The sequence below is a fragment of the Nostoc sp. CHAB 5836 genome, from assembly GCF_020829445.1.
Classification (GTDB): Bacteria; Cyanobacteriota; Cyanobacteriia; order Cyanobacteriales; family Nostocaceae; genus Nostoc.
Genome location: NZ_JAIVFV010000051.1, coordinates 1 through 15411, shown reverse-complemented (window position 1 = coordinate 15411; position 15411 = coordinate 1). Strand labels below are relative to the sequence as shown.

Genomic DNA, 15411 nt, shown 5'->3' with positions numbered 1-15411 from the left:
TATTGTTGTGGGATGGGCGTCTCGCCCGTCCAGTGCGGGCTTTTCGGCCCACACCACAAGAAAATTTATTGCAACAATTTAGTCTTGACACACTACTACTGCGTTCTAAAAAATTAGCCCTCTCCTTGTAAGTAAGGAAAAGGCTAAATTAATCTTAAAATACTTCCTAATTTTCCAGTTGAATTACGAACTACGAATTACGAATTACGAATTAGTTAATATCCGCCCTCTTCTTCGTATTCTGGCTGTCTTTCTTTGACTTTTTTAGGAATATTCACAGGCTTCGGCGCATCTTCCCAAGCATCGCCGTCTACGTCGTCATAATCATCGTATTCGTCAACATAAGGCTTACTATAGGGCTGGGCTTCATATTTTAACGGTTGCGGTTGTTCATACCTGTCGTTGCCCGTTGCCTCACTCCAGTTATCTTCTTCCTCGTCTTCTTCGTATTGAATAGATTCATACTGCCGCGCCTTCATTACCTGACGCTGTGGCCTTTCTTCTTGCACATAGTCTTCATTCCATTCTTCTTCCCGTGCTATGGGTTCGGGGGCGCGAACTTTTTGCCTGGGTGGTTGCAATGGCACTCCACTAGGTAGTTGATTGGCTGGTGCAACTTGGCGCGGTGGAGTATAGCCGTATTCATCTTCTATATCGCGCTCCCACGGGGCTTTGCCGATACCCAGGCGCTCTAGTAAACCAACTGTTAACTGATTTACCCGTTCTTCGGCTCCTTCAAACACAATCAACCGATTGGGGCCAGTGCTGACAATTTCATCCACTGAGAATTCGTAAGTACTCAGAAATTGATCGGGAATTTGGGGCAATCCTAAAGAAGCAATAGCTATGGAGTTAAGCTTCCCGGTTTCGCCGTTGAACTTGAAGCCCCGAACTTTGCCTAATACTTCACCTGTTTCTGTAATTACTTCCCAGTTAATCAGATTGCTGAGAGATTCAACTTCGATATCTTCAATGACATCTTCGTTATCAACCAGGATGACATCACCAATCTGGCTGATGTTGTTGAGGTACATATAGCGCGGTATGCCCGAAATAGAGATCAGGCTGTCTCGCAAACCAAGAGCCACAACCTCTCGTTGATCAATATCAACCCAGACTTGACTGATGATGCCTAGCCGCTTGCCGTTGTCGCGGGTAATCACCTGGGTATTTAATATGTCGGAACGCCTAATTATCTGTTCGGAGGTCATTCTATACCGAGTCCTGATCTCGAATCCGGTTTAACGCGATATGCAACTTATTCTTGCAACCCAACTTCCAAACCTCTCACGCCAGGTGCTACAACGGGGGGAACCCCCGCAACGCACTGGCTCCCCCACAGGGAGAGAGGCTTTGATTTTTGCTCCCCAATCCTTTTAAGGAAGGGGTTGAGGGTTAGGTTTGAGAGCAAGTCGCACATTACGTGGTTTATCTATACACTATTATTAACAAAAACTCAAGCAGATGTATTGGATGATTGTAACTTAATCCCCAAAACTTGAGTATAAGCTCCTCGTGCTTGAGTAACGCCAATTGTGCGTTCGGCTGATTCTATCATCGGACGACGCAAACTCACAACTATAAATTGCGCTTGTTGTGACTGTTGTTTGATCATTCTAGCTAATCGTTCTACGTTTGCCCCATCTAGGAACATATCCACTTCGTCAAAGGCGTAAAATGGCGATGGGCGGTAGCGTTGCAGGGCAAAGATAAAGCTCAATGCGGTGAGTGATTTTTCTCCTCCAGACATGGAAGCTAGGCGCTGTACTGGTTTGCCTTTGGGGTGCGCGACTAAATTCAGTCCACTGCTAAAGGGATCTTCGGGATTTTCGAGTTGTAAGTAGCCGTCGCCGTCGGAGAGGATGGCAAAAATTGATTGAAAGTTTTCGTTGACAGCATCGAAAGCTTCTTTAAAGGCAAGTTGCCGCAATGTGGTAAAGTTCTCAATCCGCAAAAGTAGTTCGGTGCGTTCTCCTTCTAAAGTTTGCAATTTTTGGGTGAGTTCCTGGAGACGGTTTTGGGTGCGTTCGTATTCTTCTAACGCCAGCATATTAACAGGTTCCATTGCCTGTAAGCGTTTGGTAAGCGATCGCAATTCTTTCTGCAATTCTTCCAAGTCTACTTTATCTGGAACTTCTGGCAAGGGATTTGGTAATTCTGCTCCCACATCTCGCAACTGGTTTTGTAAAGCAATTAGTTCCTCCCGCCGCTTTTCTTGGGTTTCTTTGAGTTTTTCTATTTCCCATTGCAATTGTTGTTGGCGCAAAAGGTGCGATCGCACTTCCAGTTCTGTAGCGTCGCGTTTTTGTTTCTCTTCTCCCAAATTCTGTTCCAAAATACTCAGCGCCGCGCGGGTTTCGCCGATTTGCTCAACTATAGCTGTAATTTGTGTAGAGACGCGATATATCTCGTCTTTACATGATATTTGTTGGGTTTCATATTCTGCAATTCGCTCCTCTCCTTCTTGGCTTTTTTCTTGCAAGCGTTGTTGCTGATTTTCTAAATTTTTTAATCTTTGTTCAGCTTCCCTTAATGCTGTCTCCAGTTGTTGCAATTGTTGCTCTTGAATTTTAATCGTCGCCTGGATTTGTTGCCATTCACTGGGAGTTTGAGACGCTTCCAACTCAGCTAAACTATGTCGCAATTGTTGCAACTGATTTTCTTGCCCCGGTAATTCCCGCTCCAAAATTTCCAATCGAGATTGAGCAGTGGCTAACTTTTCGCTATTTTGGGCGAGTTGCGATCGCGTCCCCTCTAATTGGGCTGTCAAATTCTTAATATCTTTCTGCAACTGTTCCAATTGCAACTGCTGTTCGCGCCGCGCCTGACGCGCTTCGGTGAGTTCTGGGGTGAGTTTTTTGGCTCTGGTTGACAAAGTTGCGATCGCTTCAGTACAACGCTCTAAAACCCGCTCAATATCCACCAAGCGACTTCTTAAAGCGATCGCCTCATCCGATTCCGCCGCTTCCGCATTGCCAAACCGCAACGCTGAACGCTGGGTGTTACTACCACCAGTCATTGCACCGCTAGTTTCCAGGAGTTCCCCATCTAAAGTAACGATGCGATACAGTCCTAAGTTTTTCCGCGCCGCCTCCAGGTTGGCAAATACGACTGTGTTACCGAAAACATAGCTGAATACATCTTTGTAACGGCGATCGCAATCGACTAAGTTCACAGCATAGTTAACGAAACCGTTAGCAAAACGCAGTGTTGCATCTTGAGTAAATTTGGGAGCGTGAATTTTATTCAGAGGTAAAAAAGTTGCCCTCCCTGCACGTTTCTGTTTGAGCAGTTCAATCCCGGCGGCGGCGATGCTATCATCTTCCACTACAATATGTCCCAAACGTCCACCGGCAGACATTTCTAAAGCTAGCTGATGGCGGGGTTCCACCTTTCCTAACTGCACAACTAAGCCACAAAGTCCAGGCATTCCCGATTGTAAAATGACTTTACTAGCTTGGGTTCCTTGGACTTCTTGCTGTGCTTGCGCTTGCGCCTCGATTTTATCCAACTGGCGTTGTTTTTCTCGTTGTTCAGAAAGTAATCGTTTTTGGGTTTCTTGTTGAATTTGCAGTTCTTGTTCTGTAGCTGAGAGATTTTGGGCTAAATTTTGGATCGGTTCATTAGAGGCGTTAAATTCCGTTTCAACTCGACTACACTCAGCTTGTTTTTCTGCTAACAGGGGTTCGTCGCGTTCAATTAACTGAGTTTCCTCTTGGATCAGCTGCCATAACTGGCGATCGCGTTCCCTAAGTTGTGCTTGTTCGGTGCGTTGCGGTTCTAGACTATACAGCAGAGTTTCAATTTGACGGTTGAATGCAGTTTGTTGCTGCACCCAAGCTTCCGAAGCTGAGGCGATTTCTGCGGCGGCTTCGCGAGAAGTTTCTAAAGCTTGCTGGGCTTCATTTCTGTGCTGCTGTAGAGACGTGATAGATCGCGTTTCGACAATCTGTGTTTCGGCAATTTCTTCTAGAGAATGACGGTATTTTTGAATCTCTTGCTGAGTTTGAGTGAGACGTTTAGCAGTTTCTTGAGAAGCCGTTTCTAATTCCGTTAGCTGACGCTGGAGTTGTTTCCGTTCTGCTTCTTGGGTAGCGAGGGTAGATTGTACCGCCAAAAGTTCCTCTTCTCCCAATGCTTTGACATGAGCATTGAGTTCTTCGAGTTTTGCAGTTTTTTGAACGATTTCAGAATTTAGGTTTGTGAGTTGGGTAGTAAGTTCAATAGAATTGCGATCGCTATTTTGAATTTCGTGAACTAACTTTTCTTGTTGTGCTTGTAAGGAACGCCATGATAAAACAGCTTCCCAAGATTGTTTGGCGAGAAATTCCGTGCGGAGTTTTTGATATTTCTCAGCTTTAGCCCGATCTTGGTCAAGGCGATCGCGCTGTGCGGTTAATTCCGTCTCAATAATCCGACAGCTATCTTCCTTTTCCTTCACCTCATCTAAAGTTGATTTAGCTTGAATGATTTTGCGATCGAACGCGGCTACCCCAGCCAATTCATCAATAATTTCCCGCCTTTCCCGCCCATTCATCGAAATAATACTGGTGACATCCCCTTGCAGCACCACATTGTAGCCTTCAGGATAAACGCGCAGGTTACTTAATTCTTCATGCAATTCCGTCAGCGTGCAAGCTTCACCATTGATATAGTAATTCGACGTGTAAGTCCCTTGGTGAGTGACTCGCAGCCTTCTGGTAACACTCCACTCTGCCGATTTGGGATTTGGGATTTGGGATTTGAGATTTTCTTCCCCCTCTTCCTCACTTTGTATCTTTGCATCTTTGTGTGAGATTTCATCCGACAAATCAAATGTCACAGTGACGCTAGCCTCAATAGAAGCACGTCCTTTAGCCGTTTGAGTGTTATTTACCAAATCCGGGAGGCGATCGGCTCGCATTCCCTTAGAACTGGAGAGTCCCAGGCAAAATAGCAGCGCATCTAAAATATTAGATTTACCTGAACCATTTGGCCCAGATATGACCGTACATCCCGGTAGCAAGGGGACTGAGGTAGTGCCACCAAAGGATTTGAAGTTCGTAAGTTCCACGCGCTTGATATGCACCATAGGCGCTGGTTCACTAGGCTAATGAAGAACAAGTGTATCAACTAATTAAGAATTCGCAAGAGGCTAGGGAGGGAGAATTCCGGATGATCGTAGACGCGTAGCGGCTTGCCATAGGCTACCACAGAGGCGCAGAGAACGCACAGGGGGTAAGGAGAATCGTGGTTCAGAGAAAAGCTATTGCTAGAGTTAGGACGAGCATGAGATTTAATTGCACGCACTCAACTGCAACTGTATCAACTGATTCCAGTATTATTTGAGATAACTAACTGGAAAGAGGATAAACTGATTTAACAAGTTGGCAATGGACTTGTTATCACTATCAGTTTATTACTATTTATTGCAAGAATATTTGACAAGTATGTAAGATGATTTTATGGGTAAATATAATCAAGTAAATTATGCAACTAGAAGATTACTTTGACTTTCAGCGACCTGATGATATTCGACTCAAAGGTACAAGAGTAGGAATTGAAACTATACTCTATGATTTCATCCATCGGTGTCGGACTCCAGAGGAAATTTCCCAAAGTTATCCATCAGTAACTTTAGAGCAAATATATGCAACTATTCTCTATTACTTACATAACAAGGAAGCAGTTAGTGCTTACATAGCTGATTGGCTAGAACATAGTCACCGAATGCGAGAAGAACAGCGACGCAATCCACCGCCAGTTGTAACCAAATTGCTAAAACTGAAAGCTGAAAGAGAAGCAATGAAAAAAATACATGACTCTCAAATATCTTCTTGATGAAAATGTTGATAAAGTCTATAACCGCCAATTTATCCAGCGCAACCCTAACTTAATGATGTGGGTGGTTGGTGATCCTGGCGCTCCTCCCAGAGGCACATTAGATCCAGAAATATTATGCTGGTGTGAGGAATATGACTTTATTTTAGTCACAAATAACCGTACATCTATGCCTGTACATTTAGCTGAACATATCGCGCAAGGGCGTAATATACCGGGTATTTTTATTTTGAATGATAAATTAACCATTGGTCAGACTATTAGTGAATTAAGTCTAATTGCTCAAGCATCTTTTAATAATGAATATCAAAACCAAATTATTAATTTACCACTGATTTAATAACAATGTCACTAAATAGCTGAACTACAGATGTCGATCATATAAAGTTTTAAGGGTTTGTAGTCCGGATTTTAGTGCTTATAAAATAAGGACTAAAGTCCTTACCACGAACTTGCAAATAAAAAACAGAGACTTATATTTGCGTAAGTTCGTGTTTGGCTTTTATGCCAGTTTTTTGGCTTTTAGCTAAAGTCTACTTCAGTAGACTAAAGATTTTTGGCTATATTTAGTCATCTCTGAGATGACTTTCGCTATTCTTCTTGGAAGTTTAGTTCCTTGCGGGACAACATAGCTTTTACGCTAAGTTGACACCGATGACCATTGTTCCCTACCCCGTGGTCTATTTATCTGAAAATAGCTCTAATTAATCTGTGTGTCATGGTGAGGAGCAAAAGTGATGAATCGATATTATCAGATTTAAATCAGTTTGACGATGTCTGCGACGGGCGTAGCTGCAACAACTCAAAACTTTAGCATTTTTGCAATTCTGTCCAAGCAATTTTACCCACAAAATGTTACTTTAGAAAACTATGGCTTGCTTACAATACCCTAAATATCAGGAAATATTAGCCAATGCCGTACCTTACTTCCGCTACTGAAATTCGTGCCATTGTTGCTGAGTATACCAACGCTAAAACGCTGTGGATAGATACAGAAGTAGCTGACTATAAAAGTCGTAATCCTCGACTATCGCTGATTCAGGTATTAGATAATCCTAAAGATATGAGTGGCGATCGCGTCTACCTTTTAGATGTCCTAGAACAGCCTACTATTGTAGCTGAATTTATTGAAAAAATTATGATCAATTGTGGAATTGAAAAAGTTTTTCACAACGCTAGTTATGATCTAAAACTTCTCGGTAACAAAAAAGCCAAGAATATTACTTGCACTTTGGAAATGGCCAAAAAAATTCCCTACTATCTTTTGCCATTACCCAACTACCAACTAAATACCATAGCTACCGCACTTTGTAGTTTTAACAATATTGATAAACAAGAACAAAAAAGTGATTGGGGAAAACGTCCCTTAACTGAAGAACAGATAGAGTATGCTTACTTAGATTGTATTTATCTTGCTCAAATTCACTTAAATTTGTTACGGTTAAAAGCCCAAGCCAGTCCTGAACCAGCAACGGAAGACTTAATATTACTAAGTACCAGATACTCGCAACTTGAGCAGCAATGGAAGTTGTTGAATTCCGAATTTGAGCATTTACAAGAACGGATGAAAAAAGCCATGCAGGCTCAGAATCTATCGGAAACTTATGATTATAAACTGACTAGTTACGAGCGGACTACAGTTAAAGCTACATTTACAGAATTGGCAAAGCTAGCACAAACTCAAGGTATTAATTTAGATTTTCCAATCACACTAACTCAAAAACTCCAAAAAGATTTAGGGCAAAATCTAGAACAACTCTCTGTAGATATTGAAAAAACCACCTCTTGGCGGCTAAATTCCAAAACTCAAGAAAGTGATATTGATGATGAGTAAATTGTTTAAATGGCTATAAATGCCAGAATTTATGGAGTTATTATTTAGAATAAATCTAAATATTTTAATTTTCTTTCAAAAAGTATTCTAAATAGCATGATAAATAGAAAGCTTTTATTTTTTGTGACACTTGCGTAAGTCCTAAAATCCATTGTCAAGAAGTACGGAGATGACAATACCAAAGAGCCAAAATGACAAGTTTTATACTTTATATTTGATGATTTTTGCCTAATATAACTGTCCAGGGCTATTTCATTCTAGACATAAACCACCCGGAACTGAAGTTCCGGGCTCATAGCTAAAGTCCGTTAAAACGGACTATAACTTTTTCTCAGTCGTCTTGAGACTACTTTCGCTATTAGACTCAGAATGAATTCTGAGGCGGGCTAGATGAGAATGAAATAGCCTTGTAAGTAGATCGGCGTAATTAAAGCTAACTGGCTAAGGCTGTCATTTGTCATTTGTCCTTCGTCATTTACAAGGGTTTTAAGCCTATTTACGTTTCGTAACATATTTAGGTTTTTTCGCGCAAACTTACTTATAACTCAATACAGTTCAGTTAAGCATTTCTTTCTTCTCTTTGCGTCCAACTCTTACGAGACGCACTCGCGTTGGCGGTAGCCTGCGGCAAGCCGTTCGCGTAGCGTCTCGTAGAGAAGCGTCTACGTTAAAAAAATTGATTTTTATAAAGAGTTTTAGCCTTAATTGAACTGTATTGTTGTATAACTATCAAAGAAATCTATTTAAGATCAGGTAAATTTGTCAATAAACTTTAAATGTCTTGAAAAAGTGAGAATAACTATTGAGTTAAAGAATTAAAATTTAGATTTTGGTATTAATTGTGTTCAGGTGTTATCCCAGTTTATATTAACTTATGAGACGGCGTTTATTGAGACAAAAGCGAACAAGGGTAAATCAAGTATTTACCATAGCTATTTTTACTACATTGACCGCAATTAGCACTGTTTCTTGTAGTAAGAATGACAATGTGTTGGTGACAGAAATAGGAGTTAGTCAACCTAGCCGTCGTTCAGCGACAACTTCCATTGGTGGGGAATTCTATATTCAGGGAAAAAATCAGCACTTAAACGGCGACTTGCAAGCTGCGATCGCTTCATATAGTAAAGCAATTGATCAAAATTCTCAATATGGCGCTGCCTACAACGGTCGGGGATTAGCCTACTTTGATTTTGGAGACAAGGAAAAAGCGATCGCAGATTACAATCAAGCACTTCGCATCAACCCTAACGACGCCGAAGCCTACAATAACCGGGGAAATGCCCGCGCCTCACTAGGAGGTAACAGAGAAGCAGTCAAAGATTACAGTGAAGCGATTCGACTCAATCCCAACTATGCCGAAGCCTACAATAACCGGGGAAATGCCCGCGCCACCTTGGGAGAGAGAAGAGCGGCATTAGATGATCTTGACCAAGCGATTCTCCTCAACCCCAAATATGCGATCGCTTATAATAACCGAGGAAATGCTCGTGCTGCCAATGGAGATCCACAGGGTGCGATCGCAGATTACAATCAAGCCATTCGCCTCAATCCTAACTTTGCCCCTGCCTACAATAACCGGGGAAATGCCCGCGCCACCAATGGAGACAAACAGGGGGCACTCAAGGACTTACAACAAGCAGCAAACATTTTTCAAAGTCAGGGTAACAACGACTTATACCAACAAGTCATGAATAACATCAAAGAGCTTGGACAGTAAGGAGTGGGGAGTTAGGAGTTAGGAGTTAGGAGTTAGGAGTTAGGAGTTAGGAGTTATGAGAATTCTTTCCCCTCTGCCCCATGCCCAATCCCCAATCCCCAATGCCCTATTCTTCAATCATTGGGCTACGGAGGTCTTCTACCATCGCTTGAATTTCTGCTGGAGGAGGTGGTGTTAGGCGCGAAACCACTAGGGTGACGGCAAAGTTGATTAGCATACCCAAGGTACCAATTCCTTCTGGAGAAACCCCAAAAAACCAGGGTTGCATACCCCCAAACTTGACACCGACAATGTAGATCATCGTAAAAATTAAACCAGTCAACATGCCGGCGATCGCACCTTCAGAATTGGTGCGTTTGTCGAAAATCCCCAGGAAAATCACCGGAAAGAAACTAGCGGCGGCTAAACCGAAGGCAAAAGCTACCACCTCACTCACAAATCCCGGCGGATTCACCCCAAAATATCCGGCGAGGACGAGGGAAAAACCCACCATGATCCGCCCGACAAACACCCGTTTTTGTTCTGAGGCTGATGAATCTATGATGCGGTAGTAGATATCGTGGGCGATGGAACTGGAAATTACCAGCAATAAACCTGATGCCGTTGATAAGGCAGCTGCCAAACCGCCAGCTGCTACCAAGCCAATTACCCACGGAGGTAGGTTAGCTACCTCTGGGGTGGAAAGCACGATGATATCTCGGTCAATCTTTATTTCATTGGTGTCTTTGTTCGGGGTTAACTGGAAACGCCCATCCTTATTTATGTCATCAAAAGCTAAGAGTTTAGTTTTTTCCCACTTGGTTGCCCAGTCTAGCTCCTGCACTTCTGCAACCGTATGATTGTGCAGGGAATCGATCAGGTTGTAGCGGGCAAACATGGAGAGGGCTGGAGCGGTTGTATAAAGGATGGCAATAAATAGCAGCGCCCAACCAGCAGAAAAGCGGGCTGCACGTACACTCTTTACTGTGTAAAACCGGACAATTATATGGGGCAAGCCAGCAGTGCCTACCATCAGGGCAATGGTGGTGAAAAGCACATCTAGCATTGACTTGTTCACAAATGGCTCAGTATACTGCTTAAACCCCAGGTCAACCTGAATTTTATTGAGTTTGTCAGCAATATCACTGAAGGTAAATGCTAACTGGGGAACAGGATTACCAGTGAGAAACCAGGCGATCGCGATCGCTGGAATCAGGTAAGCAAAAATCAACACACAATACTGTGCCACTTGCGTCCAGGTAATACCTTTCATCCCCCCCAAGACAGAGAAAAAGCCGACAATCACCATACCGATGATCACGCCTGTATTGATATCTACTTGTAGGAAGCGGCTAAAAACGATGCCCACGCCCCGCATTTGTCCAGCAACGTAGGTGAGGGAGACGAAAATGGCCGCAACTACTGCCACCAGACGAGCAATATTAGAATAGTAGCGATCGCCTACGAAATCTGGCACTGTATACTTGCCAAATTTCCGGAGGTAGGGAGCCAGTAATAATGCCAGCAGCACATAACCACCCGTCCACCCCATTAAATAAATAGAACCGTCGTAGCCCAAAAAAGAAATCAGCCCCGCCATTGAAATAAACGAGGCTGCCGACATCCAGTCGGCGGCGGTAGCTGCACCATTAGCAATTGAAGGTATCCCTTGACCTGCTATAAAGAAGTCTTTACTATTTTCGACTCGTGATTGCCAACCAATATAAATGTAGGCGAGGAATGATAGTCCAACTAATACAATAGTCCAAATTTCAACTGACACGGTTTTTCCTCACTTCTTGAGATTGTATTTTTGGTCTAGTTTGTCCATTTGAAAGGCATAAATGAAAATCAAGGCTATAAATACTAGGATTGATCCTTGTTGCGCCATCCAAAACCCAAAGGGCACGCCAAAAAAGCGTATCGCATTCAAAGGTTGAACCAACAAAATACTGAAAACTAGGGAAACCAATGCCCAGACAATTAAAAGATTACGAATTAAAGCAGTATTAGCACGCCAATAAGAACGGCGCTGATCTTCATCCATTGTTGTTCATCATCATTGTGTTGGTGCATCAAAATAATACCAATAAGCCGTTAATATCCTGTATAATGACTGTATTAATTTTTAAATTATTTAGTAAATAATATTTGCTTTAAAAGTATCAAATATAACTCCCTGATAACTAGCTAAGAATTGTCCCATGTCAGTTATGTTGAAGTTAATAGGGCTTACTTATTTTAAATTAATTAAGTCGGTGCTAATATTTACAACTATGTTAATAAATTTTAATGTAGGGTGTGTTGTCGCACAGCGCAACGCACCCTCAACAATCTATGCGGTGAAGCATTACTAACTGGGTTTGTTTTAGATTTAAGTCAAGTTTGGTAAGGGTAAATAAAAAATTTTGGAAACAAAACAAGGCAACATTCAAAGTTAGTTCCATTCAAAACGTTTCTTAACATCTGCAACGTTTATTACTGCTGCAACTAACTTGTAGCAAAATTCTTTTTCTTGTCCTAAAGGTTGAAAAGGTTCACCTAAGCTAATAGTTAGTGTAAATTTATCAGGTTCAAAACCTTCCAATTCTAGTTCTTCTATAACTTCTTCACAAGAATATATTCCTTCTTCAAAATACTTGAGTTTATCTATCCAGATAGGATCTGTAATTGGTAAATCATATTTATGTTCACCTAAAAAGAAAAGAGAACGGAATTTTTTTTCATTTGGATAATTACCCTTACTCTTAATTTGCCATTGAAGTTTATTTGGCTTTACCAATGCTAATGAAGACAGAAGCGGTGATTTTTTCAGTTCCTCATAGCTTACTTCTTTATCTAAACTGCCTAATAGTTCGGCAGAGGAAGATTGTTTTTTAATTTCTGGATTTAGTAGCTTTCGAGCTTGAGTCAAGGTAGGATTTCCTAAGTTTTCCCATAATTGATTATGCTTTATGAGCCAATTTTCGGGTTGGTGGCATCTCGGATCAGGTTTAAAACATGGGATTCTTATAACGTCAAATATTTGAGGTTCACTGCCATCGTCTAAAGTGTAATGTTCTGGATATAGAGTGCCATCTCTTTTATTTGAAACTGGACGAAGCCACCCTGAACCATCAGTTTTGATCCCAGCGATACAAGTTCCGCCATGTTTATTCGATTTTGCAAGACAAATAATTTCAAAAGTAGGCATCCTTAATCTCTTGTTCACACCTTAGTCAATATAATTCTCAGAGGTGATGGATGTTGATAGTTTTGTCTAGCTTACGTTGCAGATATTCAGCAACTAATCGCCGATGGCAATTATGAGGTTTTGCCTCACTACACAACAGACATCCTTCATCCAGAAAGTCTGAAGAAACCTTCTTCTCAATCTGTCTCTGTGTGATAAGTTGATTAAACCTTTCTTCATATGTTGCCCAGTTTATTTGCTTTTTCTTATATTCATCAAGAATATCTTTGGTTGGAGCCAACTCAAGAATATGTATGTACTCAATTTCTCCAATTTTATGGAGAAAATACTCTAAATCATTCTTTTTTGTAAAACCAGCAAGCTGTGAAACGTTATTAAGCCGCGTGTCGATGACTCGCCTAACACCAGCTTTTAGAAGTGTTTCAAAAAATTGTTCAGCTTTTTTTTGTGTGAAGCCGATAGTAAATAAGTTAACTAGCTTGTTCATGAGATTGATATTGTTCTTTATTTGTTTCTTCTATATAAGCTATTCTCTCACCTTGAAGCTGATATGCTTTTTGAATTAAATCTTCACGCACAACAGGTTTAGCTATAGTATCTATCTGTCTAGGATTGATATCGTAAGGATTGATATCAAAGAGAGAAAGCTGTTTTCCAGATTGATTTACATCATCAAAATCTTTAGATAGAGGCAAGAATCTATCTAGGTTATGTATCTTTAGTAATCTTGCTTCCAAGTATTCATGTGACTCTAGTTCACCATTCTTATGAATATGCTGAATTTCTAATCCAGTTTGCTTCAAATGTGGACACACTAAGATAGCTCTATGACAGACAATAGGATCTTGTTCAGCACACATCAAAGTAATTTGGTGTTGTTCAGCACCCTTGATAAGACGATTTAATCCTATGGCAAAGGCTTCTGTTGCAGCAATCAAATCGTAGCGGGCCATACCTTCTACGTAACAGCTTCTATCATTGGGACGCGCACCAAGGTGATTACAAAGGGGAACATAAGCAATATTTGCAGTTTTTAGTACTCCCTTTAAAGAAGCTTGATTGAATTGCGGAAATCTACGGCTATAAGGACTGGAACGAACATCTGCTACAGCAGTAACTCCATGTTGCTTCAAAAGTCTGATAAAAGTTTCAATTGAATTATTTGAGTGCCCAATAGTGAATGTTTTCATAATTCATCATCTACTGTCATATTTTTTTAGAGTATTCAAGGTGCTGCTACTGTAATAATAACCAAAAATAATAGTCCAATTAAGAGTTATAGCCAAAAATCGGGACTGAGAAATAAATCTCAGTCCCGATAAAAAAGCGGGTTAACCGCTATTTATATGGTTAACCCGTGCAGCTTTGGGAACGCGCAGAAAAATTGTTATTGCAATACCAACTTCACATTGGCGTTTTGCAGACCGCGCTGTTTTACTTCAGCCAAAGTTTTGTTAACGGCATACTTTTGGTTGATTGAGTTGATCAACTCGGTTTGGTTGTGCTTCTTAGCAACGCCCCACAGGTCAGCGATTAGGTCAAAGGAACCATCGCTGTTGCGAGACCAGCCGAGGTCATATTCGCCATCTAACATCGCAACGATGTCAGAACGGACGCGCTGACCGTTATAACCACGGACATCAGCTTCAGTCTTTACGCTGATACCGAGGTCGCGCAAAGAAGCTTTGAGGATTTCGGCATCGGTGATCTTGGTACGCAGGGTGCTAAAGTGAGACATTTGGGTTTCCTCCAATGAGAAGATTGAGAAAAACGACAACGGTTTTTTTTCGGGCGAAGCCGCGCTTAACAGGATGCGGCTTTTCTTATAACTGCTAGCATTTTCAGCTAGCCTTTCCCCCTGGGATGGCAGAGGAAAGCTTTTAAAACTCCATTCGCTGATATTCAGCTACGGAGGATGCTGCGGGGCGCGCTCGCTGTCTGGCCCAATCTCTCAGAGCCGTTACTTGTTCTTGCATCGTTCGAGACAGCGGCAATGTTGCCTTCAGTGCAGCGATAATATCTAGTTGGGTGAACTCCCGATCTTGGGCAAAAGCTTCATACATTGCCGCAACGATCGCTTGTTCAACTTCTGCTCCAGAAAAGCCATCAGACATCTTGGCTAGTTGCTCAAGATCAAAGCGAGAGATGTCTTCACGGCGCTTGGTCAGATGAATGTTGAAAATCTGCTGCCTTTCTTCCGGTGTTGGCAGATCCACAAAGAAAATTTCATCAAAGCGTCCTTTCCTCAAAAACTCGCCAGGTAAGCGTTCTACTCGGTTGGCAGTTGCCATCACGAACACTGGTGATTTCTTATCTTGCATCCATGTGAGGAAAGAGCCGAAGATTCTACTTGATGTCCCCCCATCCGAATCAGAGGAACCTCCACTACCAGCAAAGGATTTATCCAATTCATCGATAAACAAAATCGCTGGGGAAATAGATTCTGCTGTTTTTAGGGCGTTTCGCAGGTTTGCTTCACTTCGTCCCACCATTGAGCCGTCGTAGACTCGCCCCATATCCAACCGCAAGAGTGGTAAACCCCACAGTCGGGAAGTAGTTTTGGCAATTAATGATTTACCGCAACCGGGAACTCCGAGAATCAACATTCCCTTTGGTTGAGGCAAACCGTACTCTCTCGCTCTTTCTGTAAAAGCGTTAGAGCGTTGCTTGAGCCATCTTTTTAACTCTTCTAAGCCACCTACAGCATCAATGGTTTCGTCTTCTTCAATGTATTCTAAGATGCCATTGCGCCGAATTAGTTGCTTTTTTTCAGATAAAACGATATCTACTTCATCTTCTGTCAAACGCCCTTTAGTTACCTGTGCCTTTCGGTAGACTTTCTCAGCTTCATCTTTAGTTAGACCCAAA

13 protein-coding genes are annotated in these 15411 nt (G+C 41.8%); 4 read left to right on the top strand and 9 right to left on the bottom strand.

Going from position 1 to position 15411, the window contains the following annotated elements:
- Window positions 1-215: 215 nt before the first annotated feature.
- Window positions 216-1211, bottom strand: a complete 996-nt coding sequence (locus LC605_RS12710; protein ID WP_229547899.1) for a PRC-barrel domain-containing protein — start codon at window positions 1209-1211, stop codon at window positions 216-218.
- Between the two features lie 245 nt (window positions 1212-1456).
- Complete coding sequence (smc, locus tag LC605_RS12705) at window positions 1457-5071, bottom strand: chromosome segregation protein SMC (protein ID WP_229547898.1); 3615 nt, start codon at window positions 5069-5071, stop codon at window positions 1457-1459.
- A gap of 398 nt (window positions 5072-5469) precedes the next feature.
- Here smc and LC605_RS12700 point away from each other — a divergent pair, with 398 nt between their 5' ends.
- The 4 genes from LC605_RS12700 (at window position 5470) to LC605_RS12685 (ending at window position 9371) form a co-directional block, all read left to right on the top strand.
- Window positions 5470-5820 (top strand): DUF433 domain-containing protein, encoded by a 351-nt coding sequence (locus LC605_RS12700; protein WP_229547897.1) that lies wholly within the window; start codon window positions 5470-5472, stop codon window positions 5818-5820.
- Complete coding sequence (locus LC605_RS12695) at window positions 5798-6160, top strand: DUF5615 family PIN-like protein (protein ID WP_229547896.1); 363 nt, start codon at window positions 5798-5800, stop codon at window positions 6158-6160. The genes LC605_RS12700 and LC605_RS12695 overlap by 23 nt, the downstream gene beginning before the upstream one ends.
- Window positions 6161-6733: 573 nt before the next feature.
- Entirely contained in the window at window positions 6734-7654 is a 921-nt protein-coding gene (locus LC605_RS12690) for a ribonuclease D (protein WP_229547895.1), read from the top strand.
- Window positions 7655-8528: 874 nt separating this feature from the next.
- Entirely contained in the window at window positions 8529-9371 is an 843-nt protein-coding gene (locus tag LC605_RS12685; protein ID WP_229547894.1) for a tetratricopeptide repeat protein, read from the top strand.
- Between the two features lie 106 nt (window positions 9372-9477).
- Here the strand turns inward: LC605_RS12685 and LC605_RS12680 are convergent, their stop codons facing one another.
- From LC605_RS12680 to LC605_RS12650, 7 genes are all read right to left on the bottom strand, one after another.
- Window positions 9478-11133: a sodium:solute symporter family protein gene (locus LC605_RS12680; protein ID WP_229547893.1), complete on the bottom strand. Its 1656-nt coding sequence runs from the start codon at window positions 11131-11133 to the stop codon at window positions 9478-9480.
- Window positions 11134-11142: 9 nt separating this feature from the next.
- Window positions 11143-11397, bottom strand: a complete 255-nt coding sequence (locus LC605_RS12675) for a DUF4212 domain-containing protein (protein WP_229547892.1) — start codon at window positions 11395-11397, stop codon at window positions 11143-11145.
- Window positions 11398-11787: 390 nt separating this feature from the next.
- On the bottom strand, window positions 11788-12543 hold the full coding sequence (locus LC605_RS12670; protein WP_229547891.1) for a hypothetical protein: 756 nt from the start codon (window positions 12541-12543) through the stop codon (window positions 11788-11790).
- Window positions 12544-12580: 37 nt separating this feature from the next.
- Window positions 12581-13030, bottom strand: coding sequence for a DUF488 family protein (locus tag LC605_RS12665; RefSeq protein WP_229547890.1), 450 nt, complete (start codon window positions 13028-13030; stop codon window positions 12581-12583).
- Window positions 13014-13733 carry a DUF488 family protein gene (locus LC605_RS12660; RefSeq protein ID WP_229547889.1) on the bottom strand — a complete coding sequence of 240 codons (720 nt, stop codon included), beginning with the start codon at window positions 13731-13733 and terminating at the stop codon, window positions 13014-13016. The genes LC605_RS12665 and LC605_RS12660 overlap by 17 nt, the downstream gene beginning before the upstream one ends.
- A 197-nt stretch (window positions 13734-13930) precedes the next feature.
- Complete coding sequence (locus tag LC605_RS12655; protein ID WP_012407317.1) at window positions 13931-14281, bottom strand: DUF1257 domain-containing protein; 351 nt, start codon at window positions 14279-14281, stop codon at window positions 13931-13933.
- A gap of 142 nt (window positions 14282-14423) precedes the next feature.
- Window positions 14424-15411, bottom strand: a 988-nt coding sequence (locus tag LC605_RS12650; RefSeq protein WP_229547888.1) for an AAA family ATPase, incomplete at its 5' end; no start/stop codon positions are given.

Excerpts from the sequence above, each read along its gene's own strand:
- LC605_RS12710 (WP_229547899.1), bottom strand. The coding sequence starts at position 1,211 with ATGACCTCCGAACAGATAATTAGGCGTTCCGACATATTAAATACCCAG.
- smc (WP_229547898.1), bottom strand. The coding sequence starts at position 5,071 with ATGGTGCATATCAAGCGCGTGGAACTTACGAACTTCAAATCCTTTGGT.
- LC605_RS12700 (WP_229547897.1), top strand. The coding sequence starts at position 5,470 with ATGCAACTAGAAGATTACTTTGACTTTCAGCGACCTGATGATATTCGA.
- LC605_RS12695 (WP_229547896.1), top strand. The coding sequence starts at position 5,798 with ATGACTCTCAAATATCTTCTTGATGAAAATGTTGATAAAGTCTATAAC.
- LC605_RS12690 (WP_229547895.1), top strand. The coding sequence starts at position 6,734 with ATGCCGTACCTTACTTCCGCTACTGAAATTCGTGCCATTGTTGCTGAG.
- LC605_RS12685 (WP_229547894.1), top strand. The coding sequence starts at position 8,529 with ATGAGACGGCGTTTATTGAGACAAAAGCGAACAAGGGTAAATCAAGTA.
- LC605_RS12675 (WP_229547892.1), bottom strand. The coding sequence starts at position 11,397 with ATGGATGAAGATCAGCGCCGTTCTTATTGGCGTGCTAATACTGCTTTA.
- LC605_RS12670 (WP_229547891.1), bottom strand. The coding sequence starts at position 12,543 with ATGCCTACTTTTGAAATTATTTGTCTTGCAAAATCGAATAAACATGGC.
- LC605_RS12665 (WP_229547890.1), bottom strand. The coding sequence starts at position 13,030 with ATGAACAAGCTAGTTAACTTATTTACTATCGGCTTCACACAAAAAAAA.
- LC605_RS12660 (WP_229547889.1), bottom strand. The coding sequence starts at position 13,733 with ATGAAAACATTCACTATTGGGCACTCAAATAATTCAATTGAAACTTTT.
- LC605_RS12655 (WP_012407317.1), bottom strand. The coding sequence starts at position 14,281 with ATGTCTCACTTTAGCACCCTGCGTACCAAGATCACCGATGCCGAAATC.